Source organism: Streptomyces sp. NPDC024017, from assembly GCF_040638895.1.
Lineage (GTDB): Bacteria > Actinomycetota > Actinomycetes > Streptomycetales > Streptomycetaceae > Streptomyces.
Window position 1 is genome coordinate 283,417 of record NZ_JBEZYZ010000007.1, and the last position, 26,783, is coordinate 310,199.

Consider the following 26,783-nt stretch of genomic DNA (forward strand, 5'->3'; position numbering starts at 1 on the left):
ATGCTGCTGATCCCCTGCCCGTGGTGCGGGCCCCGCGACGAGGCCGAGTTCCACTACGGCGGCCAGGCCCACGTGCCGTACCCGCAGGACCCGTCCTCCCTCACCGACGAGGAGTGGGCCCGCTACCTCTTCTTCCGCGACAACCCGAGGGGCCCCTTCGCCGAGCGCTGGAGCCATGCGGCGGGCTGCCGCCGCTGGTTCAACGCGGTGCGGGACACGTCGACCAACGAGATCCTGACGGTTTACCGGGCGGGGGAGGAGCGCCCGGGAACGGTTGAACGGCGTGCGGGCGCTCTCGAGCCGCGCCCAGCCACTTTCCAGCCGACTCCGGCACCACCAGCCCGTCCGGCGCTTGAGGACGAGGCCGTACAGGCCGAAGGGGGGTCCGGGGGCGCAGCACCCGGCGGGGTCGAAGGGGCGGAGCCCCTTCAGGACGGGAAGGGCAGGGGCGGCGGGGGCGAGTCAACCCAGCCGTTCCGCCACCCCACCCGCGGCCGAATCCACCGCGACACCCCGATCACCTTCACCTTCGACGGCAACGAATACGAGGGCTACGAGGGCGACACCCTCGCCTCCGCCCTCCTCGCCAACGGCGTCATCCAGACCGGCACCAGCATCAAGCTGGGCCGCCCGCGCGGCATCTTCTCGGCCGGAGTCGAGGAACCCAACGCGGTCGTCCAGATCGAGGCCCCGTTCCCCGAGCCGATGCTCCCCGCCACGACCGTCGAGCTCTACGACGGCCTCGTCGCGACCAGTCTCCCCGGCCAGGGCCGCCTCGCCACCGACCCGGACCCGGCCCGCTACGACGCCGTGCACACCCACTGCGACCTCCTGGTCGTGGGTGCCGGCCCGGCCGGACTCGCCGCAGCGGCGGCCGCCGCCCGTTCAGGTGCCCGCGTCATCCTCGCCGACGACCAGCCGGAACCCGGCGGCAGCCTCCTCGGCACCGGCGAACACCTCGACTGGGTGAGCGAGACGACAGCCCGGCTCGACGCCGCCGCCCCCGACGTACGCGTCCTGCGCCGCACCACCGTCTTCGGCTACTACGACGACAACCACCTGCTCGCCGTGGAGCGCCGTACCAACCACCTGGGCGCCCAGGCCCCCGAGCACGTCTCCCGCGAACGCGTCTGGCGCATCCGCGCCCGCCGGGTCGTCCTCGCCACCGGTGCGCACGAACGCTCGCTGGCCTTCGCTGACAACGACCGTCCGGGCGTGATGCTGGCCGCCTCGGCCCGCGCCTACGTCAACAGGTACGGGACCCTGCCCGGTCGCCACGCGGTCGTCTTCACCACCAACGACAGCGCCTACGCGGCGGCCCTGGACCTCACCGCGGCGGGCGTGGCCGTCGAGGCCGTCGTCGACACCCGCACCGAGCCGGGGGAGTGGGCGACCCGCGCCCGCCAGGCCGGCATCGAGGTGGTGACGGGCCATGCCGTCACTGCCACGGAAGGCGCCCCACGGCTCACCTCCGTGACCGTCGCCCCGTACGGACAGTCCGTGGGACAGCGGGAGTTCGCCGCCGACCTTCTCCTGGTCTCCGGCGGCTGGAACCCGGTGGCGCACCTGTTCAGCCAGGCGGGAGGCAAGCTCCGCCACGACGAGGAGCTCGGCACGTTCGTCCCCGACGCCTCCCGGCAGGCCGTCGAGGTCGCGGGCGGCGCGAGCGGCGTCTCCGACCTGGCGAGCGTTCTCGCACAGGGGACCGCCGCCGGTACCCGCGCGATCGAGGCCGAGGGCTACTCCCCGGGGAAGGTCCAGCTGCCCCAGGTGGCCACACCGCCGCAGACGCCGCCCATGCTGGTCTTCACCGTCCCGGGCCGGGACGGCGCCCCGCGCTTCGTCGACCTGCAACGCGACGTCACCGTCGACGACCTGGCCCGGGCCACCGGTGCCGGCATGCGCTCCGTCGAGCACACCAAGCGCTACACCACGGCCGGTACGGCGAACGACCAGGGCAAGACCTCCGGAGTCCTGGCCAGTGGCGTCGTCGCCGAACTGCTCGGCGTGGACATCTCCGCGCTCGGCACGACCACGTTCCGCCCGCCGTACACCCCCGTCTCCTTCGCTGCCCTCGCCGGCCGCGACCGTGGTGCCCTGCTCGACCCGATCCGCACCACCGCCCTGCACGAGTGGCATGTCGCGCACGGCGCCCTGTTCGAGAACGTCGGCCAGTGGAAGCGGCCCTGGTACTACCCGCAGGACGGCGAGGACATGGAGACGGCCGTGCTGCGCGAGTGCGCCGCGGCCCGCGAGGGCGTCGCCTTCATGGACGCCTCCACCCTCGGCAAGATCGACGTCCAGGGCCCGGACGCCGGCGTCTTCCTCGACCTGCTGTACACCAACATGATGAGCACCCTGAAGGTCGGCATGATCCGCTACGGCGTGATGTGCCGCCCGGACGGAATGGTCTTCGACGACGGCACGGTGATCCGCCTCGACCAGGACCGCTACCTGGTCACCACCACGACGGGCAACGCCGCCGCCGTGCTGGACTGGATGGAGGAGTGGCTCCAGACGGAGTGGCCCGAACTGCGCGTCCACTGCACGTCGGTGACCGAGCAGTGGGCCACCGTCGCCCTGGTCGGGCCCCGCTCCCGCGAGGTCCTCGGCTCGCTCGCGCCTCGACTCGCCGTCGCGAACGAGGACTTCCCGTTCATGGCGTGGCGCGAGACGTCCGTCGCCGGCATCGACGCGCGCGTGTGCCGGATCAGCTTCTCCGGTGAACTCGCCTACGAGATCAACGTGTCACCATGGGAGGCCCTCGCGCTGTGGGAGGCGCTGTACGAGGCCGGTGCCCCGTACGGCATCACTCCGTACGGCACGGAGACCATGCACGTCCTGCGCGCGGAGAAGGGCTATCCGATCGTCGGCCAGGACACCGACGGCACCGTGACGCCGCAGGACCTCGGCATGGGCTGGGTGGTGTCGAAGAAGAAGCGGGACTTCATCGGCAAGCGGTCCCACGCCCGTGCCGACACCGCCCGCCCCGACCGCAAGCACCTGGTCGGGCTGCTTCCGGAGGAACCCGGCACGTTCCTCCCCGAGGGCACACACCTGGTCGCCGGCAGTGCGCTGCCCGCGCCGCCCGTGCCGATGCTCGGCCACGTCACGTCCAGTTACCGCAGCGCGGCCCTCGGCCGGACCTTCGCCCTCGCGCTGGTCAAGGGCGGCCGGGACCGCATCGGTGAGCGACTCTATGCCCCCGTGGGCGACCGGCTGGTCCCGGTGACCGTCGCGAGCCCCGTCCTCTACGACCCCGAGGGAGCCCGCCGCGATGGCTGACACCGCCGTTACCACCCCGCTCCGCAGCCCCCTGTCGCATGCCGCCGACCGGCTGTCCGCCGCGACCCGCACCTCCGGGGGCGCGATCCGGCTGGCGGAACTGCCCTTCCTGACCCAGATCAATGTGCGTCTCGACCCCAAGGGGGCGGCGGCGGACGCCGTGGGACTGGCGCTGGGTCTCCAGCTTCCGGTCGAACCCGGCACCGTCGTCCGAGCCGGGGAGCTGACCGCGCTGTGGCTCGGCCCCGACGAGTGGCTCGTGGTGGGCCCGCCGGGCGGCCAACAGGGCCTGGAGAGCCGGATCCGTGAGGCAGCGGGCGACGAGCCGGTGTCCGTCATCGACGTCTCGGCCCAGCGCACCGCGCTCCTCGTCGCGGGCCCCCGGGCCCGCGACCTGCTGGCCCACGGCTGCTCGCTGGATCTTCACCCGCGGGTCTTCGGGCCGGGGCGCTGCGCTCAGACGAACCTGGGCCGCGCCCAGGTCGTTCTGGTCGCCCGGGACGACCCCAAGGCCGGGTTCTGGGTGCTGGTCCGTTCGTCCTTCGCCGGCTATCTGACGGACTGGCTGCTGGACGCGTCGGTGGAGTGGACGGGCTGACGCGGGCAGCACGCAAGCGGCGGTCGGTGATCCTGTGTCCGGATCACCGACCGCCGCTTGGCGTGAGGGTCCTGTCCTGGTCAGCGGCCGAGGCGGGCCTGACGGGTCTCAGCCCTCGTAGCCGAGACGGCGGCTGAGCTCGTCCGCTCCCGCGACCAGCAGCGGCGCGAGTTCGCGCAACCGCTCGTCGGTCAGCCGGAACGCCGGCCCCGACGCGCTGAGGGCGGCGACGACCTCGCCGTCTTCCGAACGCACGGGAGCGGACACGGCGTTGAGCCCCTCCTCGTATTCCTCCACCGTGATGGCATAGCCCTGTTCACGGGCTTCGGACAGGTCCGCCTCCAGCTTCTTCCTGGAGGTCACCGTGCGCGGTGTCAGACGGGGGAGGCCGGTCTCCGCGAGGAGCGCGTCTCGGGCCTCGCGGTCGAGGTGGGCCAGGAGGATCTTGCCGCTCGACGTGCAGTGCAGCGGCGTCAGCCGTCCCACCCAGTTCTGCGCGGCGATGGCCGAAGAGCCGCGCACCTGGTAGAGGTTGATCGCGTGAGGGGACTCGAGCACGGCGATGTTCAGGGTCTCGCCCACATCGTCGACGAGACGCTCGCAGATCCCGCGCCCGTGCCTGGTGACGGCGATGCGGCCCGTCACGGCGCCGGCCAGGCGCACGACGCCGAAGCCGAGACGGTACTTTCCGCGTTCGCTCTCCTGCTCGACCATCCCATGCGCTTCCAGCGCGCCGAGCAGACGGAAGGCGGTGGACTTGTGGACGTCGATCGCCGCGGCCACCTCACTCACGCCCGCCTCGCCGTGCTGGGCGAGGATCTCCAGCACGGCGACAGCACGGTCAACCGATTGCACTCCGCCACTGGGAGCGCCTGCGGACTCAGCACCGAAGTTGCTCATGGCGAAACCCTAGGCGAAATAGTCAACAGGTGTGAGGGGGTGGAGGTCATTTTCCTCAGCGGAAGACGACCGTACGGTTGCCGTTGACCATGATGCGGCTCTGGCTGTGCCATTCCACCGCCCGCGCCAGGACCTGCGCTTCCACGTCGCGCCCCAGGGCGACCATGCTGTCGGGTCCCTGGGAGTGGTTCACGCGGATGACGTCCTGTTCGATGATGGGTCCCTCGTCGAGGTCCGGGGTGACGTAGTGGGCCGTCGCTCCGACGAGCTTGACGCCGCGGTCGTACGCCTGGACGTACGGGCGGGCGCCCTTGAAGCTCGGCAGGAACGAGTGGTGGATGTTGATCGCCCGGCCCTCGAGCTGCTTGCACAGGTCGTTCGACAGGATCTGCATGTAGCGGGCGAGGACCACCAGGTCGATGTCCAGCTCGTCGACGAGCTCCAGCAGCCGCGCCTCCGCCTCGGGCTTCGTCTCCCGGGTGACGGGCACGTGGTGGAAGGGGATCCCGTAGCTCTCGGCGAGCGGCTCGAAGTCCCGGTGGTTGGAGACGATCGCCGGCACCTCGATGTTCAGCGCGCCGGTGCGCCAGCGGAAGAGCAGGTCGTTCAGGCAGTGCCCGAACTTCGACACCATGATCAGCGTGCGCGTCGGCGTCGACGCCTCGTACAGCTGCCAGGAGATCCGGTACGCCTCCGCCACCTGGGCGAAGCCGGACTTCAGGTCCTCCAGCGACGTGCCCGGCTCCGAGACGTCGAAGTGCACCCGCATGAAGAAGCGGTCCTGCAGTCGGTCGTCGAACTGCTGGCTCTCCTGGATGTTCCCGGAGTGCCGGACCAGGAAGCCGGTGACGGCGTGGACGAGGCCCGAGCGGTCGGGGCACGACAGGGTGAGGACGAACTCGCGGCCGGTAGTGGGTCCAAGTGACACGGAGCCCTCCCAGAGAAGTGCGTATTACGCAACAGCCTGACTGATACGCAACATGGTCCAGGCTGCGACGGTCTGCGGTCAAGGGCTTGACAGTGCTTCGGCCGGGCTGCACCGTGAGTTGCGTAGCAAGAAGCTCGTTGCACATGAGGCAACCACTCGCCCGCCCGAGGCGCTTCACTCCGAGGTGAACCATGACTACGACCGGCCTGCCGGAGAGCCTGATCGCGACCCTCCCCGGTGACCACTACACGGACCCGGAGATCTTCCGCCTGGAGCAGGAACACATCTTTGAATCCATGTGGTTCTGCGCGGCACGCTCGTCGGAACTGTCGAAGCCGGGCGCCTTCCGGACCGTGGACGTCGGGCGGGAGAGCGTCCTGCTGACCCGGTCGCGGGACGGCTCCGTCCGGGCCTTCTTCAACGTGTGCCGGCACCGGGGCGCGAAGCTGTGCACGCAGGAGGCCGGTGAGGTGAAGCGGGCCTTCCAGTGCCCGTACCACGCCTGGACGTACGACCTGAACGGCAAGCTCGTGGCGGCCCCGAACCTGACGAAGATGCCGGACATCGGCCGCACGGAGTACGGCCTTGCGAGCGTGGCGGTGCGCGAGTGGCTGGGCTATGTGTGGGTGTGCCTGGCCGAGAACCCGCCCTCGTTCGAACAGTCGGTGATCGCGGACGTGGTCGCGCGCCTGGGCGACGCGGAGTCCATCGAGCGGTACGACGTCGAGAGCCTGGAGGTCGGCAGGCGGATCGTCTACGACGTCAAGGCCAACTGGAAGCTGATCATCGAGAACTTCATGGAGTGCTACCACTGCGCGACCATCCACCCCGAGCTGACCGACGTACTGCCGGAATTCGCCGACGGGTTCGCGGCCCAGTACTACGTGGGGCACGGCGCCGAGTTCGGCTCGGACGTCCAGGGCTTCACCGTGGACGGCTCGGAGGGGCTGGACCGCATCCCCACGGTCTCCGAGGAGCAGGACCGCCGGTACTACGCGATCACGGTGCGCCCGCAGGTGTTCATCAACCTGGTCCCCGACCACGTGATCTTCCACCGGATGTTCCCGGTGGCGGTCGACCGCACGATCGTGGAGTGCGACTGGCTGTACCTGAAGGACGTGGTGGCAAGCGGCCGGGACGTGAGCCGGTCGGTCGAGCTGTTCGACCGCGTCAACCGGCAGGACTTCGACGCCTGTGAGCGCTGCCAGCCCGCCATGAGCTCCCGGCTGTACGCCAAGGGCGGCGTCCTGGTGCCCAGCGAGCACCACATCGGCGAGTTCCACGACTGGGTGCAGGACCGCCTCGGCACCCGCGCGAACCTCGCGGAGCGCTAGGCGATGACCCGCAAGGCACCTGCCGAGGACCCCGGTGACTCCCGTCTGCGGGTGGGCCCGCCGAAGGACTACGCAGCGGGCCTTCCCGCGGTCACGTCCTCGCTTCGCCACGCCCACGCGCAGATGGGTGTCCGCCGCAGTCTGCTGACGCTGCTGAGCGTCAACCAGAAGACGGGATTCGACTGCCCGGGATGCGCCTGGCCCGAGCCGGAGCACCGGCACCGTGCCGAGTTCTGCGAGAACGGCGCCAAAGCGGTGGCCGAGGAGGCGACCCTGCGCCGGGTCGGTCCCGGCTTCTTCGCCGAGCACACCCTGACGGAGCTGGCCGGACGCAGCGACTACTGGCTCGGTCAGCAGGGCCGCCTCACCCACCCCATGTACCGCCCCGCGGGCGGCGACCGGTACCGGCAGATCTCGTGGGACGAGGCGTTCGCCGTCATCGCCCGGGAGCTGGGCGCTCTCGACTCACCCGACCAGGCCGCCTTCTACACCTCCGGACGGGCGAGCAACGAGGCCGCCTTCCTCTACCAGCTGTTCGTCCGGCTCCTCGGCACCAACAACCTGCCGGACTGCTCCAACATGTGCCACGAGTCGAGCGGCTCCGCCCTGACCGAGACCATCGGCATCGGCAAGGGCAGCGTCCGGCTGGAGGACCTGTACGAGGCCGACCTGATCCTCGTCGTCGGGCAGAACCCGGGCACCAACCACCCCCGGATGCTCTCGGCACTCGAGACCGCCAAGAACAGGGGCGCCCGCGTCATCTCGGTCAACCCCCTGCCCGAAGCGGGCCTGTCGCGGTTCAAGAACCCCCAGCGGCCCTCCGGCGTACTGGGCGCGGGAACCCAGCTCTCCGATCTGTTCCTGCAGATCAGGCTCGGCGGCGACCAGGCCCTCTTCCAGGCCTTCAACCGCATGCTCCTGGAGGCGGAGGACGACGCTCCCGGCACGGTCCTCGACCATGACTTCATCGCCGCGCACACCCACGGCTTCGAGGAGTTCGCCGACCAGGCCCGCAAGACGTCCTGGGACGACGTCCTGGAGGCGACGGGCCTGTCGGAGCGGGAGATCCAGGAGGCGTTCCAGGAGGTACTGTCCGCCCGGAAGATCGTCGTGTGCTGGGCCATGGGCCTCACCCAGCACCGCCACTCGGTGCCGACCATCCGCGAGGTCGTCAACTTCCTGCTGCTGCGCGGAAACATCGGCCGCCCCGGCGCCGGCCTGTGCCCCGTGCGCGGGCACTCCAACGTCCAGGGCGACCGGACCATGGGCATCCACGAGAAGCCGGACGCCGCCTTCCTCGACGCGCTCGGCGCGGAGTTCGGCTTCGTGCCGCCGCGCCACCACGGCCACGACGCGGTGGAGGCCATCCGGGCCATGCGGGACGGACAGGTACGGGTCTTCGTGGCGCTCGGCGGCAACTTCGTCTCCGCCGCTCCGGACACCGAAGTGACCGAGCGAGCTCTGCGCAACTGCGAGCTCACGGTGCAGATCTCCACCAAGCTCAACCGGTCCCACGCGGTGGCCGGCCGCCAGGCCCTCATCCTGCCCTGCCTGGGCCGCACCGAAGCCGACCTGCGGCCCGGCGGGGAGCAACGGGTGACGGTGGAGGACTCCATGGGCATGGTCCACCTCTCGCGTGGCCGGCTGGCGCCCGCCTCCGACACCCTGCTGAGCGAGGTCGCGATCATCTGCCGGATGGCGGACGCGGCCCTCGACAGCGGCGGTCCGCAGGTGCCCTGGGCCGACTTCGAAGCGGACTACGACCGCATCCGGGACAGGATCGCCCGGGTGGTCCCCGGCTTCGAGGACTTCAACGCCCGCGTGCGCCGGCCGGGCGGCTTCGCCCTGCCCCACCCACCCCGCGACGACAGGCGCTTCCCCACCAGGACCGGGCTGGCCAACTTCACCGTCAACCAACTCGATGTGCTGCGCGTCCCGCAGGGACGGCTCCTCCTGCAGACCCTCCGCTCGCACGACCAGTACAACACCACCATCTACGGCCTGGACGACCGTTACCGGGGCATCCACCAGGGCCGCAGGGTGCTCTTCGTCCACCCGGACGACCTCGCCGCGCACGGCCTGACCGAGGGCGATCCGGTCGACATCGTCAGCGAGTTCTCCGACGGGGTCGAGCGCCGGGCACCGGCCTTCCGAACGGTCGCCTACCCCACCCCGCGTGGCTGTTGCGCCGCCTACTTCCCCGAGACCAACGTCCTCGTACCGCTGGACTCGACCGCGGAGGTCAGCAACACACCGACGTCCAAGTCCATCGTGGTCCGGCTGGAGGCCGCGCACTGACCGGACCGCCGGTCAGCCACGCTCCCGCGCAGCCTCCCGCATCGCCGCCGCGTACACCTCCGCCGTGGCGGCGGCGGCCGTGTCCCAGCCGAACGACTCGGCGTGCCGGGCGGCGGCCGCTCCCATCCGGGCCGAGAGCGCCGGGTCGTCGGCGAAGCGGCGCAGCGCCCGCGCGTAGTCCGCGGGCCTGTGCCCCGGCACCAGGACGCCGCTCACTCCGTCCTGAACAGCCACCGGCAGGCCGCCGACCGCGGCCGCGATCACCGGCGTGCCGCAGGCCTGCGCCTCGGCGGCCACCAGGCCGAAGGACTCGCTGTAGGACGGCATGACCAGCACGGTCGCCGCCCGGTACCAGTCCGCGAGCTCTGCCTGACTCACCGGCGGACGGAACAGCACCACATCACCGATGCCGAGCTGGGCGGCGAGCTTCTGCAACTCCTCCGGCCTGGCCAGGCCGCTGCCGCTCGGTCCGCCCACGACCGGCACGACGATCCGCTCGCGCAGCCGCGGCCGTTCCACCAGCAGCCGTGCCACCGCACGCAGCAGTATGTCCGGAGCCTTGAGCGGCTGGATGCGACCGGCGAAGAGCGGGATGAGTGCCTCCGGCGGCAGCCCGAGCCTGGCCCGGGCGGCGGCCCGGCCGGCCTCGACCCCGCGAGGATCGGGGCGGAAGCGATTCAGGTTCACGCCGGGGTGCACGACGGCGACCCTGCCGGGTTCGGCGTCGTAGTGGCGGCACAACTCCTCCGCTTCCTCGGCCGTGTTGGCGATCAGCCGGTGTGCGCCCCGGACGACCCGTGTCTCTCCGAGCACGCGGGACTCGGGTTCGGGTGTGTCGCCCTCGGCGAGGGACGCCTTCTTGACCAGGGCCATGGTGTGCATGGCGTGCACGAGCGGTACGCCCCAGCGGTCGGCGGTGAGCCGGCCGGCCTGTCCGGACAGCCAGTAGTGCGAGTGCACGACGTCGTAGTACCCGGGGCGCTGCCCGGCCCAGACCCGCGCCACTCCCTGCGTGAACTCGCACAGCCGCGCCGGCAGTTCCTCCTTGGCCAGGCCCTCGTACGGGCCGGCCACCACATGCCGCGCCAGCACACCCGGTGCGAGCTCGACGGTGGGCGGCAGCGCCGCCGAGGTCGCCCGGGTGAAGATCTCCACCTCGATGCCGATCGCGGCCAGGCACGTGGCTAGTTCGACGATGTAGACGTTCATGCCGCCCGCGTCGCCGGTGCCCGGCTGGTGCAGGGGCGAGGTGTGCACGCTGAACATCGCGACGCGGCGGGGGCGGCGACGGGTCACTCCGGGCGACCTCCTCGTGTCCCGAGGGCGAGGCGCTGCTCGCCGGCGTACACGTTCATGGAGGTGCCACGCAGGAAACCGACCAGCGTGAGGCCCGTCTCCGCCGCCAGGTCCACCGCGAGGGAGGACGGCGCGGAGACCGCGGCCAGCACCGGGATGCCGGCCATGACCGACTTCTGCGCCAGCTCGAAGGACGCGCGGCCGGACACCAGCAGGATGGCCCGGGACAGCGGCAGCGCACCGGAGCGCAGCGCGCGGCCGATCAGTTTGTCGACCGCGTTGTGACGGCCCACGTCCTCACGCAGATCCAGCAGGTCCCCCTCCGGCGAGAACAGCCCCGCGGCATGCAGACCCCCGGTGCGGTCGAACACCCGCTGCGCGGCCCGCAACCGGTCGGGGAGGGCGGCCAGGAGATCGGGGGCCACCCGGACCGGGGGAGTGTCGGCGATCGGCCAACGTGCGGTGGTCCGCACGGCGTCGAGGCTCGCCTTGCCGCACAGACCGCACGAGGAGGTGGTGTACACATTCCGCTCGAGGGAGATGTCCGGCACCGCTACGCCGGGCGCGAGTCGCACGTCGACGACGTTGTACGTGTTCGAGCCGTCGGTCGTAGCGCCCGCGCAGTACACGATGTTCGCCAACTCATCGGCCCTGCCGAGGACGCCCTCGCTCACCAGGAACCCGGCGGCCAGCGCGAAGTCGTCGCCGGGCGTGCGCATGGTGATCGCGAGAGGCTTGCCGTTCAGGCGGATCTCCAGTGGCTCCTCCGCGACCAGGGTGTCCGGCCGGCTGCCCACCGCCCCGTCCCGGATGCGCAGTACGCGCCGTCGCTCGGTGACCCGTCCCACGCACACTCCCCAGATCTCGGCTGCGGCCTCGTCAGCACTCGATGACGTTGACCGCGAGCCCGCCGCGGGCCGTCTCCTTGTACTTGACCTTCATGTCGGCGCCCGTCTCCTTCATGGTCTTGATGACCTTGTCCAGGGAGACGTGGTGGCGGCCGTCGCCCCGCAGGGCCATCCGGGCCGCGGTGACGGCCTTGACCGCAGCCATGCCGTTGCGCTCGATGCACGGGATCTGCACCAGGCCGCCGACCGGGTCGCAGGTCAGGCCCAGGTTGTGTTCCATGCCGATCTCGGCGGCGTTCTCCACTTGTTCTGGCGAGCCGCCGAACACCTCCGCGAGGCCGCCCGCGGCCATGGAACAGGCGGCGCCGACCTCGCCCTGGCAGCCGACCTCGGCGCCCGAGATCGAGGCGTTCTCCTTGAACAGCAGGCCGATGGCGCCGGCCGCAAGCAGGAACCGGACCACGGCGTCGTCGTCGGCTCCGTGCACGAAGTTGACGTAGTAGTGCAGGACCGCCGGGATGATGCCGGCCGCGCCGTTCGTCGGGGCGGTGACCACCCGGCCGCCGGCCGCGTTCTCCTCGTTGACCGCCATGGCGTAGAGGGTCACCCACTCCAACGCCCGCCCCGCCGGGTCGCCCTCGGCCCGCAGCGCCTTGGCCACGGCGGTGGCCCGGCGGCGGACCCTGAGCCCGCCCGGCAGGATCCCCTCACAGGACAGGCCGCGTGCCACGCACTCCCGCATCACCCGCCAGATCTCCAGCAGCCCCGCGCGGATCTCCTCCTCGGTCCGCCACGACAGCTCGTTCTCCAGCATCAGCGCCGAGATCGACAGACCTGTTTCCCGGGTCAGGCGCAGCAGCTCGTCGCCGCTGCCGAACGGGTACTTCACCACCGTGTCGTCGACCTTGACCCGGTCCGCGCCGGCGGCCTCCTCGTCGACGACGAACCCGCCGCCGACCGAGTAGTAGGTGGCCTCCAGCAAGGTCAGCCCCTCGGCGTCGTACGCGAACAGCCTCATGCCGTTGGCGTGGTACGGCAGGGAGCGGCGGCGGTGCAGGACCAGCTGCCTCTCCGTGTCGAAGGGGATCTCGTGGGTGTCGCCGAGCTCGCAGCCCAGCAGACGCAGTCGGCCCGCCGACCTGATCCGCTCCACGTCCCGTTCGGCCACGCCGGCGTCCACCGTGTGCGGCTCGTTGCCCTCCAGACCGAGCAGGACGGCCTTGGGGGTGCCGTGACCGTGGCCGGTGGCCCCCAGTGACCCGAAGAGCTCGGCCCGTACCGACGCCGTCCGCGCGAGCAGATCCTCCTTCTCCAGCCTGCCGGCGAACATGCGGGCAGCCCGCATGGGACCGACCGTGTGCGAACTGGACGGGCCTATGCCGACGGAGAAGAGGTCGAAGACGGAGATGGCCACGAGCGGGCTCCCTTGTCTGCGCGTGGGTGTGGCGGGAGGTGCGAGCGGAACCTCTCGACCGCGGATGCTCTGGTTTCTGATTAAGCAACCGGCATCTCTATGCGCAACAGCTTTTCTCCTGTGCTCCAGGTTGTCAAGACGCCCGCCGCGCGAGCTGGACCCGTCGTCGACGACAGGGAGACTCCCCGTCGCCCCGCTCACAGCACGTACCGCGCTGAGCTTGCGTTTGAGATGTGCAGTCCCAGTCCGCTCGGTCCGCCGGCTGCTTATTCTTGTGGCCATGACTGCCCAGCCTCCGGAGCCCTCTCCGCGCCCCGCACCATCAGGAGAGCTCCGCGCCTCTCACGACGACCGGGAAGCGGTGGTGGAGCAGCTGCGCGATGCGGCAGCCGAGGGGCGAATCGATCTCGATGAGCTGGATTCGCGCCTGGAGCAGGCGCTGACGTCCAAGACGTACGCCGAGTTGGCCGTCCTGACCGCCGACTTGCCGAGGCTGAATTCCCCTGAGAGCCGGCCGCCGCTGGTGCTCAAGGGCGGCATGTATGGCGCGTCTCGAGGCCCCGGGCGCTGGGAGGTTCCCGGGCATGTGATCGCTCGCGGAGGCGTAGGGGGTGTGAAGGTTGACTTCACTCGGGTCGAGTGCCGCCTGACGGAGGTCGCAGTCGAGGCGTACGGGGAGACCTCTGGTGTCACGATCGTCGTTCCCGACGGCTGGGCCGTAGACACCAGCGGCATGGATCCCGGCGTTGGCGGCCTGACGGACAAGACCACTCCCGACCGGCTCCCGGGAACTCCGCTGATCCGGCTCACTGGTTCCGGCGGCATGGCGGGAGTGGTCGTCCGCCATCCCGACCGCCGGGAACGACGCAAGCTGGACAGCAGCCCGACGCAGGGCTAGGACGCGTGCCGGGGTGTTGATCAAGATCTGGAACGATCTTGGAATGGCTCGCGGGGGTCTGACGGACGAACAGTGGGTGCGGCTGGAGCGGCAGGTCTTCGACAGGTGGCGTACGTCCCCTGGCTGTGCCCGGTCTGTCGTTTAGGGTTCTGACGCTTCGTCACCTTGGGGGCCTTCTTCGGTCCGCTGCGTGAAGCGGCCCCTGTTGATAGTCTCGGCCTGGGTGAAGCGTCTGACTATCGCGGACGCGACGCTCACGAAGGTGGCCAGGGCTGGGGTACGGCCGACGGTGTCGACGAGCGCGTCGGGCCGAAGTTGGGGCCGGTCGACCCGATGGTGAGGCCGGCCTGGGCGTCCTCCGTCCGGCTCCCCGGGTAAGTGCCGCCTCGTCACGACGGTCGGCAGGACGTCCCGGTCGACTGCCGCCGCGACCACCGGTGCCCTCCCCGTCCCTCCGCTGCCGACCGGCGGCCGTTGAAGGGGCCGCGCAAGCCAACCCGCCAACTGAGCTCGGACATTCGCCACCGTATGAGGGCCGAACTCCGGACAATCGCGAATCTGCCTGCCTACCGCCTCTTGACGTGTTCCGCGTCACATCAGTAGCGTCCCGGCCAAGCTGAGTGTTTGAAACGATTCAATTCGGAGTTGCCATGAGCGATAAACGCTCAGTCCTGCTCACTCTCCTGAGGGGGTTCGTGGTGCTCGCCGTGGTGGGAAGCATGGCGGCCCTGCCGGCGCCCGGGTCCTCCGCGGCGTCGACGCCCGACGCCCCGTTCACCGTGAAGGCTCTGTCCACCAACGGTCGCGTGAACCCGCTGGGCATCGGCGCTGAGGACCCGGTGTTCGGCTGGCAGTTGGCGTCGGCCCGGCGGGCGACTTCGCAGAAGGCCTACGAGATCCGGGTCGGACGCACTCCGGGGTCGGCCGATGTGTGGTCGTCCGGCAAGGTGACGTCCGACCGCCAGGTCGGCGTGCGCTACGGCGGTCCCGCCCTGGAGGCGGGCACCCGCTACCACTGGCGCGTTCGGGCCTGGGACGACAAGGGAGTCGTCAGTCCCTGGAGCGCGCCCGCGTACTTCGAGACGGGCCTGCTCGCTCCGGACGACTGGGACGGCGCCCAGTGGATCTCGCGCCCTGCGGCTCCCAGCGAGCTGGACAAGTGGACCGACTACACCGCAACGGTCGACTTCAAGCTCAACAGCGCCGCCTTCGGCATGTTCCTGCGCGCCTCGGATGCGAGCAACGGGTACATGTGGCAGTTCAACGTCACGGGACCCACCCCGATGCTGAGACTGCACAAGCAGGTCAAGGGCAGCTACACCGTGATGCAGCAGGTGGATCTCGGGTCGTACGGCTTCACCAACGCCGGTCTCCTCGACGGCCGCCACACCGTCCGCTACGACGTGACGGGCACCACCGTCACAACGACCCTCGACGGCAAACCGGTCAGCACCCACACCGACTCCACCTTCACCAAGGGCTACATAGGCTTCCGCACACACGCGTGCTGCGGTGAACGGGGAACGGTCTACGACGCCGTAGTGACCAGCGCCGACGGCGACAAGCTGCTCGACACCGACTTCGCCTCCGGCCGGAACCCGTTCACCGGTGGCGAGATCGTCGACTCCGCCCTGGTCGTGTCCGGCACCACGGACGCCGTCTACGGACCCGAGGTCCGTCCGATGCCGCTCCTCCGCAAGGACTTCGCGACCGAACCCGGCAAGAAGGTCGCCTCCGCGCGGATCTACGCGTCGGCCCTCGGCGTCTACGGGCTGGAGGTCAACGGCAAGCCGGTCGGCGACCAGGTGCTCGCCCCGGGCTGGACGAACTACGACAAGCGCATCCAGTCCCAGACCTACGACGTGACGAAGCTGCTCGACGGCGGCGACAACGTACTCGGCGCGTCGTTGGCGGACGGCTGGTGGGCCGGCAAGGTCGGCCTCGGCTGGAGCCGCCAGTACGGGGACACCCCCGCCCTGGTGGCGAAGCTGCGCATCACCTACACCGACGGCTCGGTCCAGTGGATCGCCACGGACGGTTCGTGGAAGGCGGCCGACGGCCCCTACGCCAAGGCCGACCTGCAGGACGGCGAGACCTATGACGCCCGTCTGGAGCGCCCGGGCTGGAGCCGGCCGGAATTCGACGACACGCAGTGGGAGCCCGCAGCGAGCGTGGATTCCCGTACCGCCCTCCTGGTCCCGCAGAGCGACGAGCCCGTACGCCGGACCCAGGTGCTCCAGGCCAAGAGGCTGACCGAGCCCACCGCCGGAACGTACGTCTACGACCTCGGCCAGAACATGGTCGGCGTGTCCCGGCTGGCCCTCACCGGCTCCGCCGGCCAGACCGTCAAGATCCGCTACGCGGAGGTGCTCAACAAGAACGGCACCCTCTACACCGACAACTTCCGCAGCGCCAAGGTCACCGACCGCTACGTCTTCGACGGCACCGGAACGGTCACCTACGAGCCCACCTTCACCCAACACGGCTTCCGCTACATCGAGATCACCGGGGTGAACGAGCCTCCCGCGCTCGCCGACGTCAAGGGCGTCGTGTGGGGGTCCGACCTCCCCGCCACCGGCACGCTCAAGACCTCGGACGGCATGCTCAACCAACTGGTCAGCAACATCTCCTGGAGCCAGCGAGGCAACTTCCTGTCCATTCCCACCGACACCCCGGCCCGCGACGAACGCCTGGGCTGGACCGGGGACATCAGCCTGTTCGCGCCGACGGCCAACTACCTGGTCGACACCCGCGCGTTCCTCTCCCACTGGATGGCCGACGTCCGCAACTCCCAGTACGCCAACGGCGACCTGCCGGCGGTCGTACCGAGCCCGCGGGGCCAGTTCGGCGACAGCGGTGTCGGCTGGTCCGACGTGATGATCACCGTGCCGTACTCCGTGTGGCGCTCCTACGACGACACCCGCATCCTGCGGGAGAACTACCCCGCCATGCGGAAGTTCTTCCAGTTCGTGCGCGACAGCGCCGGACCGGACCTGCTCGAGCCGGGCCGCACCACCTTCTTCACCAACGACTGGCTGCACCTGGACGACCCGACCGAGCAGGGCATCCTGGGCACCGCCTACTACGCCGAGAACGCCCGCATGATGGCCGAAGTGGCCAAGGCCCTGGGCGACGAAACGGCGGCATCCGAGTACAGCAAGCTCTCCGCCGACATCCGCGAGGCCTTCACCAAGGCCTACGTCGCAGCCGACGGCACCGTCATGCGCAACTCGCAGACCGGCTACGCGCTGGCCCTCGGCATGGACCTGATCTCGGATCAGGCACTGGTCGAGAAGGCCGGAGAGAAGTTCGTGGCCAAACTCGCGCTCACCGACTACCACCTGCGGACCGGCTTCATCGGCACTCCGCTGCTGCTGCCCGCGCTGAGCAGGATCGGCCGGGACGACCTGGCCTACAGGATGCTGCTGCACAAGGACTACCCGTCCTGGGGCTACGAGGTCGCCAATGGCGCCACCACCATGTGGGAACGCTGGAACTCGATCATGCCCAACGGCGACTTCGGCCCGGTCGACATGAACTCCTTCAACCACTACGCCTACGGAGCCGTGGGGGACTGGATGTTCCAGAACATCGGCGGCATCTCGGCGATCAAGCCCGGCTACAAGCGCTCCCGCATCGCGCCGGTCCCCGGCGGCAACCTGACGGAGGGCTCCGGAAGCCTCGAGACCGTCTACGGCCTTCTGTCGTCGAAGTGGAGCACCAGCAATGGTGCTGTCGGCCTGAAGGTGACGGTGCCGGTCAACACCGTCGCGGAGGTCCATGTGCCGGCGCAGACCCGTACGGCGGTCTCCGAGCGGGGCCGGCCGGCCGACACCGCCAAGGGTGTCCGGTTCCTCCGGATGGAAGACGGGGCCGCCGTGTTCGAGGTCGGCTCGGGCTCCTACGACTTCCGCGCCGACACCGACCGCTGATCTGCCGCACGGAACAGGGCCTGTGACTGACGGCCCGAGTTGCTCCCGGGCCTGGCACCTCCGAGCCTGGCCCGGGGCCACACCTCCGGTGACGCGGAAGACGTCACCTTGAGGAACCCGTCGTCAAGGGCCGGGCCTGAGTCACTCACACAGCGCGTTCCATGCACACCAACTGGTCCCGCGCGTCCCATGACTCGGTGACGGTGAAGCCGAGCCGCTCGTACAGGGCAATGGCCCCGGTCCGCCATCTCCAGACCGACAGTCGCACGGTGCCCACGCCGCCCTCCGCGGCATGCGCCAGCGCGGCACCCAGCAGGCCGGACGCGACGCCCCGGCCCCGGAACGCCGGATCCGTCCAGAGTCTCTTGACCTCCGACCGGCCCTCCGCGGGGGCGGTCATCACCACACAGCCCACGGCGGCGTCCCCGCTCACGGCCACCAGCACGACATCGCCGGCGAACGCGGTCCGCGGGTCGGAGATCTCCGCCCGGTAGCGGCCCGGCAGCCCGTCCACACCGGCAACGGCCGCGCCCTTCTCGGTCTCCGTCCGCAGGTGGTAGGCCGCCAGCAACGCGGCCAGGCCGTCCTCGACGGAAGCGGCCCGGCCCGGCCAGCGGACGATGGCGATGTCGCCTCGATCACTCATGGCGCACAGCATCACACAACAGAAATCGCAGGCGGTTCCCGCCGGATGAGGTCGCCCGTCCCATGAGGCAGGACCTGGTGAGCCGGCCTACTTGCTCTGCACCTTCCCCAGCGGGTCGGAGTCTTCCTCCAGCGCGGTGGTCGCCGCCTTCCAGCTGGTGTCCCCGGGGTGGAGAGCGCTGCGCAGGTAGGCGGTGGTGAGTCGCTGGATCAGGGCGACGCGTGCGGGGCTCTCGTCGGTCGTCTCGGCGACCTCGTAGCCAGGGATCCCGCCGAGTGAGTGCTCTGCCCCGAACAGCGTGAGCAGGCTCTTGCTCCCCGGGCTGTAGGTGTAGGGGTCGATGAACCAGTCGGGTCCGCGCGTGGACAGGTGGGACTGGTCGTTGTCCCCGGCGACGATGAGCGCCGGTGTGGTCATGGTGTCGAAGGAGGGTTTCAGGAAGGGGAGGTGCTCGGCGGCGAACGGGGTCAGGTCGTCGCCGAGGCCGGTCAGGGCGAGCAGTACACCCGCCTTGATGCGGGGGTCGGACATGTCCTCGCCGGGCACACCGTCGGAGTCGAGGACACGCGCGCCCAGCAGCGTGCTGACCGTCTGGGCTCCCCAGGAGTGGCCGGCCACGGCGATGCGGTCGCGGTCGAGGCGCCCGGCGAGACCCGGCACGGAGGCTTCCAGAGCGTCGAGTCCATCCAGGACGCGCTGCACGTCCTCGATGCGGAAGCGCCAGATCCGCGGGGTGCGGGTGTCCTCGGCGGGGAGGCCGAGCGTCCTGGAGTCGAGGTGGGTGGGCTGGACGACCACGAAGCCGTGAGCGGCCCAATGATCCGCCAGCGGGGCGTAGCCGTTCATCGACCAGCCGAAGCCGTGCGAGAAGACGATGACGGGCAGATCACTGCCGGTGGCGGGGGCGGACACCCGGACCTGAAGGTCCTCGCCGCGGCCCGGGGCTGGCAGAACGACTGGCTTGGCGGATATCACCACGGTGGGCGTATCCGCAGTCATCTGTGCGGTCGTCGAGTTGGAGTCGGACATGGAAGTGCCTTCCGTTCGGTTCTACGCGGTCTTGGTGCCTGCGCTGCCGACCAGCCGAGGTGTGGTCGCGGCAGCGGCCTGGCCGACCGTCCCCCGGTCTGCCATCATGAGTTAAACGGAACACCGTTCCGCTTACGATACGGAACGCTGTTCCGCTTTGCAACAGCATGCGAGAGGGAGGCTGTCGCAGTGAACGGCAACGACGAGAGCGCGGGAAGCCCGGCCAAGTCCAAGCGCAAGGACGCCCGGCGCAACCAGCAGACCCTGCTGGACGCGGCCGCCAGGGTCTTCGTCACCTCGGGCGTGGAAGCACCGGTACGCGACATCGCCGCCGAGGCCGGTGTCGGGGTGGGCACGATCTACCGCCACTTCCCCACCCGGGCGGACCTCGTCATCGCCGTCTACCGCCATCAGGTCGACGCCTGCGCCGAAGCCGGCCCGGCCCTGCTGGCGTCCGGCCCGACCCCTCACGCCGCGCTGGGGAGGTGGGTCGACCTCTTCGCCGACTTCCTGGTCACCAAGCACGGCCTGGCCGCCGCGATGCAGGGGGACAGCGCAGGGTTCGAGACGCTGCACGCCTACTTCCTCGACCGACTCCTGCCGGTGTGCACCCAACTCCTCGACGCTGCCGCCGCCTCCGGCGAGATCCGCTCCGATCTCGACGCCTACCACCTCATGCGCGGCATCGGAAACCTCTGCATCGGGGCCGACAGCGACCCCCGCTACGACGCGCGCCGACTGGTCGCGCTTCTCGTCGCCGGACTGCGCCGACCGCACTGACCGTGGTGCTCGCCGCCGCGCTTACCCGGACACGCCGGCATCGCGAAGCAGGCGGGTGAAGCCTGAGCCGTCGTCAGCTTCCGGGGGCATGCATGAGGATCTCCGCCGCATCCGGCTGGGTCGGCGGCATCGACGCGCTGGAGAGAGTGATGAACGAACAAGCCGGACAGACAGGCCCCCAGACCATCAGCGTCCCGGTCCTCATCGTGGGCGGCTCCCTGGTCGGCCTGGCAACCTCGTTGTTCCTGGGACGGCTGGGAGTACCGCACGTACTGGTGGAGCGCCACGCCGGCACCTCCATCCACCCGCGAGGCCGCGGCAACAACGTCCGCACGATGGAACTGTTCCGGGTGGCGGGTGTCGAGAAGGCGATCCAGGATGCGGCCGCGACCCTTGCCATCAACCACGGCATCCTCCAGGCGCCCTCCCTGGTCGGCGACGCGGGCGAGTGGTTGTTCAAGGACATCGACCCGGGTGGCGGACTGGCCCGCTTCAGCCCCAGTGCCTGGTGCCTGTGCAGCCAGAACGACCTTGAGCCGGTCCTGCTCGACCACGCCCGCAGGCATGGGGGCGACCTGCGTTTCTCCACCGAGCTGATGTCGTTCGACAGTGACCCCGGCGGCGTGACCGCCGTGGTCAAGAGTCGCGAGACGGGCGAGCACACCACCATCCGCGCGGACTACCTCGTCGCCGCAGACGGACCGCGCAGTCCCGTGCGTGAGCAACTCGGCATCGCTCAGAGCGGACCCGGCGACCTGTTTCACAACGTCAGCCTCACCTTCCGCTCCCGGCGTCTCGCCGACGTCGTGGGTGACCGCCACTTCATCGTCTGCTACCTGACGAACCCGGAGGCCGACGGCGCCCTCCTGCCGGTGGACAACCGCGACAACTGGGTCTTCCACGCCCCGTGGCACCCCGAGCACGGCCAGTCCCTGGAGGAATTCACCGACGAGCGGTGCGTCGAGCACATCCGCCGGGCGGTCGGGGTCGCCGACCTCGACGTGGAGATCACCGGCAAGGCGCCCTGGCACGCCGCTCAGCGGGTCGCCCGCAGCTATCGGTCGGGACGTGTCTTCCTGGCCGGTGACTCGGCTCATGAGATGTCCCCCACCGGGGCCTTCGGTTCCAACACCGGCATCCAGGACGCGCACAACCTCGCCTGGAAGCTGGCCGCGGTGCTCGACGGCTGGGCGGGTGAGCAACTGCTGGACACGTACGACGCCGAGCGCCGTCCCGTGGCCGAGGCCACCAGCGCGCGGGCCGCGGCCCGGTCGGCCGAGCACAGCCATCCCGGATTCGCCGCGCCGCCCGGAGCCGGCGGCGGTGGCCCCCGGAAGGGCATCCTCAACGTGGCCCTCGGCTACCGCTACCCGCAGGGCGCCGTCGTCGGCGCCGACCCAGCGGCCCCGGTGGTGCCGGAGAGCCTCGACCTGACCGGCGGACCCGGCAGCAGGGCGCCTCACCTGTGGGTGCGCCGCGGAGACGAACGGATCTCGACGCTCGACCTCTACGAGCGGTCCCTCGTGCTGCTCAGTGGCGCCGATGAGCCGAACGCGTGGCACGAGGCCGCACTTCGCCTCGCAGACGAGCTGGCCCTCCCGCTCAGGTCGTACCGGGTGGGCACCGGAGCACGGGCCGACCTGGTGCCGGAGGGCGACGCCGACTGGGCGGAGCGCCACGGAACGGGCCCTGGGGGCGCCGTACTCGTCCGGCCCGACGGGTTCGTCGCATGGCGGTCGCCGGGCCCGGAGGCGGATGCCGAGGCGGTGCTGCGCCAGGTCCTGAGGACCGGGCTGGCAGTCATCTGAGTCGCCGCACCCCCACCCTTCGCCATCGGCGCCCCTGGTGCCGATGGCGAAGTTCTCGATCGGCGGGCGTGTGGAGACAGCACCGAGGCACGGACGCGCTCATCACCCGTGCGGGGGAGTGCGGTCGGCAGGCCGAGGACGACGCGGATGGCCTGCTCTTCTACGCGCATCTCGGCTGACCGCCTCCCGGCCGGCCACTCACGTACTTCATCCGAGTCGCGCGATGTGCGGGGACAGGCACAAGATCGAGGAACGCTGACGTCGCATCACTGCGGCCAACGTTCACTTTCCCCTCCGCGAAGGAGTTGTGCGCAGGATGACCACCACTTCCGATCGGGTGGCAGGTTCGCGGGCGCGACAGGCGTCGCACCATGTCTCCCAGTCCGTGTTCGACGGTTCCCGGCTCAGAGTCGTCCTCCTGGTCGACGTCCACGAGGGAGCCCAGCAGGAGTTCCTCGAGGCCTACGAACAGTTGTGCCACCAGGTCGCCTCTGTCCCTGGGCATGTCAGCGACCAGCTGTGCCAGTCGATCGAAAACCCCTCCCAGTGGCTCATCACCAGTGAGTGGGAGAGCGCCCCGCCGTTCCTCGCCTGGGTCAACAGCGAGGAGCACGTGCGGATGGTCGAGCCGCTGCACAGCTGCGTGCGCGACACCCGCTCGTTGCGCTTCCACGTCGTCCGCGAGACCGGCGGCCCGGCCGATGCGGCCGACCAGGCGGAGCGCCGGCTCCAGACGGCCCCCAGGGTCGGTGACGGTGTGATCCGGCACGCGCTCACCTTCACCGTCAAGCCGGGCAGCGAGGACATCGTCGCCAAGATCCTCGCCGACTACGCCTCGCCCGAGCCGAAGGTCGACGACACCACCCGGCTGTGCCGCACCTCGCTGTTCATGCACGGCAACCGTGTGGTGCGCGCCGTCGAGGTGCGGGGCGACCTGCTGGCCGCGCTGCGCCACGTCGCCCGGCAGCCCGAGGTGCGGGCCGTCGAGGAGGCCATCAATCCCCATCTGGAGCAGGACCGGGACCTCAACGACCCCGAGTCCGCCCGGGTCTTCTTCACCAGGGCCGCGCTGCCGGCCGTCCACCATGTGACGCCGGGGCGGCAGGACTCGCAGGCCGAGCGGTACGCCCTGTACTACCCGGCGCGGCCGGAGCACGGTATGAAGCTGGCCGAACTCCTGGCCCGTCAGGACGAGGCGGCGGCGGACGACCCGCGCAGCCCGATCCTGCGCAGCACGATCTTCCAGCGTGACGACGTCGTGGTACGGCTCATCGACGTGCACGGCGGTCTCGAGGCCGCCGAACCCGTCCAGGTCCTCGGTCTGTCCGACTCGGCGCAGGTGGCCGAGCTGACCACGCTCCTGGACGAGGCCACGGGCAGCAACCCGTCTGCCTCGAAGGACGACAGCCTCGCGCGCTGTCTCGAACTGGCGCGCATGGAACTCGTCACCGACCGCCGGTCGCCCGACGCCTGATTCGTCATCCGGTGGGAGAGGCGGTGCCTGCCTCTCCCACGTTGGAGCAGCACATCATCGGAGGAACGCGTGATCACATCTCGTCCCAGAATCGTGAGCATGAGCGAGGTCGAGTCCAACTGCCGACGAGGCGGTGACCTGCGCGCCATGCTCACTCCCACCACGGTGGGCGCCACCAGTGGCTTCATGGGCGTGGCCCTCATCCAGCCCGGTGACCGAATCGGTGAGCACTACCACCCGTACTCCGAGGAGTTCGTGTACGTGGTGTGCGGGCAGCTGGAGGTGGACCTGGATGGTGAGCCGCACCCGCTCCAGCCCGAGCAGGGGCTGCTGATTCCCATCAACGTGCGCCACCGCTTCCGCAACGTCGGCGAGGTGGAGGCCAGGATGGTCTTCCACCTCGGCCCGCTGGCCCCGAGCCCGCCGCTGGGTCACGTCGACACCGAGGAGACCGACGCCGAGTCCGCGGTGGTGGGGGCGGAGGCGGCCGAACGACGTCAGGTCCGCTCATGACGAGACGAGTGGCGGTCACCGGCATAGGCATCGTCGCTCCTGGCGGCATAGGCGTACCGGCGTTCTGGAATCTCCTGGCAGCCGGGCGCACGGCGACACGGGCCATCACGTTCTTCGACCCGTCCGGTCTGCGTTCGCGGATCGCCGCCGAGTGCGACTTCGACCCTGCGGCCCACGGGCTGGACGCGCGGGACGTCGAACGGTGTGACCGCTACATCCAGTTCGCCATGGTGGCGGGGGACGAAGCGGTGCAGGACGCCGGCCTCGACCTCGCCGCCGAGGACCCCTGGCGGGTGGGCGTCTCCCTGGGCACCGCGGTCGGCGGCACCACCCGGCTGGAGAAGGACTACGTCCTGGTCAGCCACCGCGGGCAGCGCTGGGACGTGGACCACCGGGAGGCGGCCCCGGAGCTGCACCGCGCGTTCACGCCCAGCACCCTCGCCTCGACGGTGGCGGAGCGGTTCGGGGCGCGTGGCCCGGTGCAGACCGTCTCCACGGGCTGCACCTCCGGACTCGACGCGGTCGGGTACGCCTTCCACACCGTGGAGGAGGGCCGGGCGGACATATGCATAGCCGGCGCCTCGGACTCGCCGATCTCCCCGATCACCATGGCCTGCTTCGACGCGATCAAGGCCACCTCCCCGAACAACGACGACCCGGCCCACGCCTCGCGTCCCTTCGACGCCGACCGCGACGGCTTCGTCATGGGCGAGGGCGGCGCCGTACTCGTCCTGGAGGAGCTGGAGCACGCCAGGGCCCGTGGCGCCCACGTGTACTGCGAGCTCGGCGGATACGCCACGTTCGGCAACGCCTACCACATGACCGGTCTGACCAGTGAGGGCCTGGAGATGGCCCGGTCCATCGAGGACGCCCTCGACCACGCGCGGCTCGATCCCACCGCGATCGACTACGTCAACGCGCACGGGTCGGGCACCAAGCAGAACGACCGCCACGAGACCGCCGCGGTGAAACGGGTCCTGGGCCCGCACGCCTACGACACTCCCATGAGCTCGATCAAGTCGATGGTGGGCCACTCCCTGGGCGCCATCGGAGCCATCGAACTCGTCGCCTGTGTGCTGGCCCTGACCCACCAGGTGGTACCGCCGACCGCGAACTACGAGACACCCGATCCCGAGTGCGACCTGGACTACGTCCCGCGCGTGGCCCGCGAGCGCAAGCTCTCCAGCGTGCTCTCGGTGGGGAGCGGGTTCGGCGGCTTCCAGTCCGCGGTGGTCATGAACCGGCCGAGGGAGAAGACACGATGAGCGAACCCCATGCTCGGCGCGCGGCCGTCACGGGAATCGGCGTGGTCGCGCCCAACGGAGCCAGCACCGAGACCTTCTGGAAGTCCACCAGGGAAGGCATCAGCGTCCTGGACCGGGTGACCCGCGAGGGCTGCGAACATCTGCCGCTGCGCGTGGCGGGCCAGGTCCGCGACTTCGACCCGTCGGCCGCGATCGAGGAGCGCTTCCTGGTCCAGACCGACCGGTTCACGCACTTCGCGATGGCCGCGGCCGACCTCGCGCTGGACGACGCCCAGCTCCACCGGCCCGAGACCGACGCCGCGCCCTTCTCCGTGGGCGTGGTCACCGCGGCCGGTTCCGGCGGCGGCGAGTTCGGACAGCGTGAACTCCAGCAGCTGTGGGGCAAGGGCAGTCGCTACGTCGGCCCGTACCAGTCCATCGCCTGGTTCTACGCCGCCAGCACCGGCCAGATCTCCATCCGCCGCGGCTTCAAGGGGCCCTGCTCGGTCGTCGCCGCCGACGAGGCCGGCGGCCTGGACGCCCTCGCCCACGCGGCGCGAGCGGTGCGGCGCGGCACCGACGTGATCGTGGCCGGGGCGACCGAGGCGCCGATCGCCCCCTACTCGGTGGTCTGCCAACTCGGCTACGAGGAACTCAGCACGGTCGACGACCCGACTCGCGCCTACCGCCCGTTCACGTCCGCGGCCTGCGGGTTCGTGCCCGCAGAGGGCGGCGCCATGGTCGTGGTGGAAGCGGAGAACGCGGCCCGGGAACGGGGCGCGCGCGTACGGGCCCACCTGGCCGGACACGCGGCGACCTTTACGGGAGCCTCCCGCTGGGAGGAGTCCCGGGAAGGGCTCGCCCAGGCCGTCCGGGGAGCCCTGGCGGAGGCCGACTGCGCCCCCGAGGAGATCGACGTGGTCTTCGCCGACGCCCTCGGTGTACCGCAGGCGGACCGGGCTGAGGCCCTGGCCATCGCCGATGCCCTCGGGGCCCATGGCACCCGGGTGCCCGTCACCGCGCCGAAGACCGGGATCGGCCGTGGCTACTGCGCGGCACCGCTCATGGACGCCGCGGCCGCGGTGCTCGCGATGGAGCACGGCGTGATCCCACCCACCCCCAACGTCTTCGACGTCTGCCACGACCTCGACCTCGTGACCGGTCGGGCCCGCACCGCCGAGGTACGCACGGCGCTGCTTCTGAGCCGCGGACTCATGGGGTCGAACTCGGCGCTGGTGCTGCGGCACGGCGCCACCGACGCCTCGTAGCGAGGCGCCGCGGAACAGGAGAGGAAGGGATTGGCATGACTGACCGCATCACTGTGGAAGAGCTGGCCGAGCTCATGAAGAAGTGCACCGGTGTCACCGTCGCTCCGGAGGAACTCCGCCGCGACGAGGCGGCCTTCGACCACCTCGGCGTCGACTCACTGGGCCTGCTGGGCATCGTGGGCGAGCTGGAGAACCGGTACGGCACGCCGATGCCCCCCGACGCCGAGCGCTCCAAGTCGCCCCGGCAGTTCCTCGACCTCGTCAACAGTGCCCTCCTGACAGGAGCGTGA

The 26,783-nt window shown here is 70.4% G+C and carries 20 protein-coding genes; 13 read left to right on the top strand and 7 right to left on the bottom strand.

Annotated elements, in window-relative coordinates; all coding sequences use genetic code 11:
- Together AB0G20_RS20890 and AB0G20_RS20895 are read left to right on the top strand one after the other, a co-directional pair.
- Complete coding sequence (locus tag AB0G20_RS20890; RefSeq protein ID WP_361304556.1) at positions 1–3,285, top strand: sarcosine oxidase subunit alpha family protein; 3,285 nt, start codon at positions 1–3, stop codon at positions 3,283–3,285.
- A complete protein-coding gene (locus AB0G20_RS20895) occupies positions 3,278–3,883 on the top strand; it encodes a sarcosine oxidase subunit gamma family protein (protein WP_361304559.1) in 606 nt (201 codons plus the stop codon). The genes AB0G20_RS20890 and AB0G20_RS20895 overlap by 8 nt, the downstream gene beginning before the upstream one ends.
- Positions 3,884–3,991: 108 nt before the next feature.
- On the opposite strand, the gene AB0G20_RS20900 is transcribed toward AB0G20_RS20895, so the two are convergent.
- A complete protein-coding gene (locus AB0G20_RS20900) occupies positions 3,992–4,783 on the bottom strand; it encodes an IclR family transcriptional regulator (RefSeq protein ID WP_361304562.1) in 792 nt (263 codons plus the stop codon).
- Positions 4,784–4,838: 55 nt separating this feature from the next.
- Positions 4,839–5,711, bottom strand: coding sequence for a formyltetrahydrofolate deformylase (gene purU / locus AB0G20_RS20905; RefSeq protein WP_361304565.1), 873 nt, complete (start codon positions 5,709–5,711; stop codon positions 4,839–4,841).
- A 191-nt stretch (positions 5,712–5,902) separates the two neighbouring features.
- On the opposite strand from purU, the gene AB0G20_RS20910 reads away from it, so the two are divergent.
- Entirely contained in the window at positions 5,903–7,045 is a 1,143-nt protein-coding gene (locus AB0G20_RS20910) for an aromatic ring-hydroxylating dioxygenase subunit alpha (RefSeq protein ID WP_361304568.1), read from the top strand.
- A 3-nt stretch (positions 7,046–7,048) separates the two neighbouring features.
- Entirely contained in the window at positions 7,049–9,343 is a 2,295-nt protein-coding gene (locus tag AB0G20_RS20915) for an FdhF/YdeP family oxidoreductase (RefSeq protein WP_361304571.1), read from the top strand.
- A 12-nt stretch (positions 9,344–9,355) separates the two neighbouring features.
- On the opposite strand, the gene mshA is transcribed toward AB0G20_RS20915, so the two are convergent.
- The 3 genes from mshA to AB0G20_RS20930 are packed head-to-tail and all read right to left on the bottom strand — an operon-like array spanning position 9,356 to position 12,901.
- Positions 9,356–10,609 (bottom strand): D-inositol-3-phosphate glycosyltransferase, encoded by a 1,254-nt coding sequence (mshA, locus tag AB0G20_RS20920; protein WP_361305042.1) that lies wholly within the window; start codon positions 10,607–10,609, stop codon positions 9,356–9,358.
- Between the two features lie 26 nt (positions 10,610–10,635).
- Positions 10,636–11,487 (bottom strand): formate dehydrogenase accessory sulfurtransferase FdhD, encoded by an 852-nt coding sequence (fdhD, locus tag AB0G20_RS20925; RefSeq protein ID WP_361304574.1) that lies wholly within the window; start codon positions 11,485–11,487, stop codon positions 10,636–10,638.
- Positions 11,488–11,518: 31 nt separating this feature from the next.
- Positions 11,519–12,901, bottom strand: a complete 1,383-nt coding sequence (locus tag AB0G20_RS20930; RefSeq protein WP_361304577.1) for an L-serine ammonia-lyase — start codon at positions 12,899–12,901, stop codon at positions 11,519–11,521.
- Positions 12,902–13,181: 280 nt separating this feature from the next.
- Here AB0G20_RS20930 and AB0G20_RS20935 point away from each other — a divergent pair, with 280 nt between their 5' ends.
- Positions 13,182–13,799 (top strand): DUF1707 domain-containing protein, encoded by a 618-nt coding sequence (locus AB0G20_RS20935; RefSeq protein WP_361304580.1) that lies wholly within the window; start codon positions 13,182–13,184, stop codon positions 13,797–13,799.
- A 650-nt stretch (positions 13,800–14,449) separates the two neighbouring features.
- A complete protein-coding gene (locus AB0G20_RS20940; RefSeq protein WP_361304583.1) occupies positions 14,450–17,731 on the top strand; it encodes a family 78 glycoside hydrolase catalytic domain in 3,282 nt (1,093 codons plus the stop codon).
- A 145-nt stretch (positions 17,732–17,876) separates the two neighbouring features.
- On the opposite strand, the gene AB0G20_RS20945 is transcribed toward AB0G20_RS20940, so the two are convergent.
- Positions 17,877–18,377 (bottom strand): GNAT family N-acetyltransferase, encoded by a 501-nt coding sequence (locus AB0G20_RS20945; protein ID WP_361304585.1) that lies wholly within the window; start codon positions 18,375–18,377, stop codon positions 17,877–17,879.
- An 87-nt stretch (positions 18,378–18,464) separates the two neighbouring features.
- A complete protein-coding gene (locus tag AB0G20_RS20950) occupies positions 18,465–19,406 on the bottom strand; it encodes a chlorophyllase (RefSeq protein WP_361304588.1) in 942 nt (313 codons plus the stop codon).
- A 189-nt stretch (positions 19,407–19,595) separates the two neighbouring features.
- On the opposite strand from AB0G20_RS20950, the gene AB0G20_RS20955 reads away from it, so the two are divergent.
- The 7 genes from AB0G20_RS20955 (at position 19,596) to AB0G20_RS20985 (ending at position 26,783) form a co-directional block, all read left to right on the top strand.
- Complete coding sequence (locus AB0G20_RS20955) at positions 19,596–20,186, top strand: TetR/AcrR family transcriptional regulator (RefSeq protein WP_361304591.1); 591 nt, start codon at positions 19,596–19,598, stop codon at positions 20,184–20,186.
- Positions 20,187–20,335: 149 nt separating this feature from the next.
- Positions 20,336–21,994 carry an FAD-dependent monooxygenase gene (locus AB0G20_RS20960; RefSeq protein ID WP_361305044.1) on the top strand — a complete coding sequence of 553 codons (1,659 nt, stop codon included), beginning with the start codon at positions 20,336–20,338 and terminating at the stop codon, positions 21,992–21,994.
- Between the two features lie 316 nt (positions 21,995–22,310).
- The gene (locus AB0G20_RS20965; protein ID WP_361304594.1) at positions 22,311–23,468 is read left to right on the top strand and encodes a SchA/CurD-like domain-containing protein; all 1,158 of its coding nucleotides are present in this window, start codon (positions 22,311–22,313) and stop codon (positions 23,466–23,468) included.
- Positions 23,469–23,567: 99 nt separating this feature from the next.
- Positions 23,568–23,981: a cupin domain-containing protein gene (locus AB0G20_RS20970; RefSeq protein ID WP_361304597.1), complete on the top strand. Its 414-nt coding sequence runs from the start codon at positions 23,568–23,570 to the stop codon at positions 23,979–23,981.
- Complete coding sequence (locus AB0G20_RS20975) at positions 23,978–25,246, top strand: beta-ketoacyl-[acyl-carrier-protein] synthase family protein (protein WP_361304600.1); 1,269 nt, start codon at positions 23,978–23,980, stop codon at positions 25,244–25,246. The genes AB0G20_RS20970 and AB0G20_RS20975 overlap by 4 nt, the downstream gene beginning before the upstream one ends.
- Entirely contained in the window at positions 25,243–26,493 is a 1,251-nt protein-coding gene (locus AB0G20_RS20980; protein ID WP_361304603.1) for a ketosynthase chain-length factor, read from the top strand. The genes AB0G20_RS20975 and AB0G20_RS20980 overlap by 4 nt, the downstream gene beginning before the upstream one ends.
- 35 nt (positions 26,494–26,528) lie before the next feature.
- The gene (locus AB0G20_RS20985) at positions 26,529–26,783 is read left to right on the top strand and encodes an acyl carrier protein (protein ID WP_361304606.1); all 255 of its coding nucleotides are present in this window, start codon (positions 26,529–26,531) and stop codon (positions 26,781–26,783) included.

Coding starts and splice junctions, on each gene's coding strand:
- AB0G20_RS20890 (WP_361304556.1), top strand. CDS start 1: ATGCTGCTGATCCCCTGCCCGTGGTGCGGGCCCCGCGACGAGGCCGAG.
- AB0G20_RS20895 (WP_361304559.1), top strand. CDS start 3,278: ATGGCTGACACCGCCGTTACCACCCCGCTCCGCAGCCCCCTGTCGCAT.
- AB0G20_RS20900 (WP_361304562.1), bottom strand. CDS start 4,783: ATGAGCAACTTCGGTGCTGAGTCCGCAGGCGCTCCCAGTGGCGGAGTG.
- AB0G20_RS20910 (WP_361304568.1), top strand. CDS start 5,903: ATGACTACGACCGGCCTGCCGGAGAGCCTGATCGCGACCCTCCCCGGT.
- AB0G20_RS20915 (WP_361304571.1), top strand. CDS start 7,049: ATGACCCGCAAGGCACCTGCCGAGGACCCCGGTGACTCCCGTCTGCGG.
- mshA (WP_361305042.1), bottom strand. CDS start 10,609: ATGTTCAGCGTGCACACCTCGCCCCTGCACCAGCCGGGCACCGGCGAC.
- AB0G20_RS20935 (WP_361304580.1), top strand. CDS start 13,182: ATGACTGCCCAGCCTCCGGAGCCCTCTCCGCGCCCCGCACCATCAGGA.
- AB0G20_RS20940 (WP_361304583.1), top strand. CDS start 14,450: ATGAGCGATAAACGCTCAGTCCTGCTCACTCTCCTGAGGGGGTTCGTG.
- AB0G20_RS20945 (WP_361304585.1), bottom strand. CDS start 18,377: ATGAGTGATCGAGGCGACATCGCCATCGTCCGCTGGCCGGGCCGGGCC.
- AB0G20_RS20950 (WP_361304588.1), bottom strand. CDS start 19,406: ATGTCCGACTCCAACTCGACGACCGCACAGATGACTGCGGATACGCCC.
- AB0G20_RS20960 (WP_361305044.1), top strand. CDS start 20,336: ATGAACGAACAAGCCGGACAGACAGGCCCCCAGACCATCAGCGTCCCG.
- AB0G20_RS20965 (WP_361304594.1), top strand. CDS start 22,311: ATGACCACCACTTCCGATCGGGTGGCAGGTTCGCGGGCGCGACAGGCG.
- AB0G20_RS20970 (WP_361304597.1), top strand. CDS start 23,568: ATGAGCGAGGTCGAGTCCAACTGCCGACGAGGCGGTGACCTGCGCGCC.
- AB0G20_RS20975 (WP_361304600.1), top strand. CDS start 23,978: ATGACGAGACGAGTGGCGGTCACCGGCATAGGCATCGTCGCTCCTGGC.
- AB0G20_RS20980 (WP_361304603.1), top strand. CDS start 25,243: ATGAGCGAACCCCATGCTCGGCGCGCGGCCGTCACGGGAATCGGCGTG.
- AB0G20_RS20985 (WP_361304606.1), top strand. CDS start 26,529: ATGACTGACCGCATCACTGTGGAAGAGCTGGCCGAGCTCATGAAGAAG.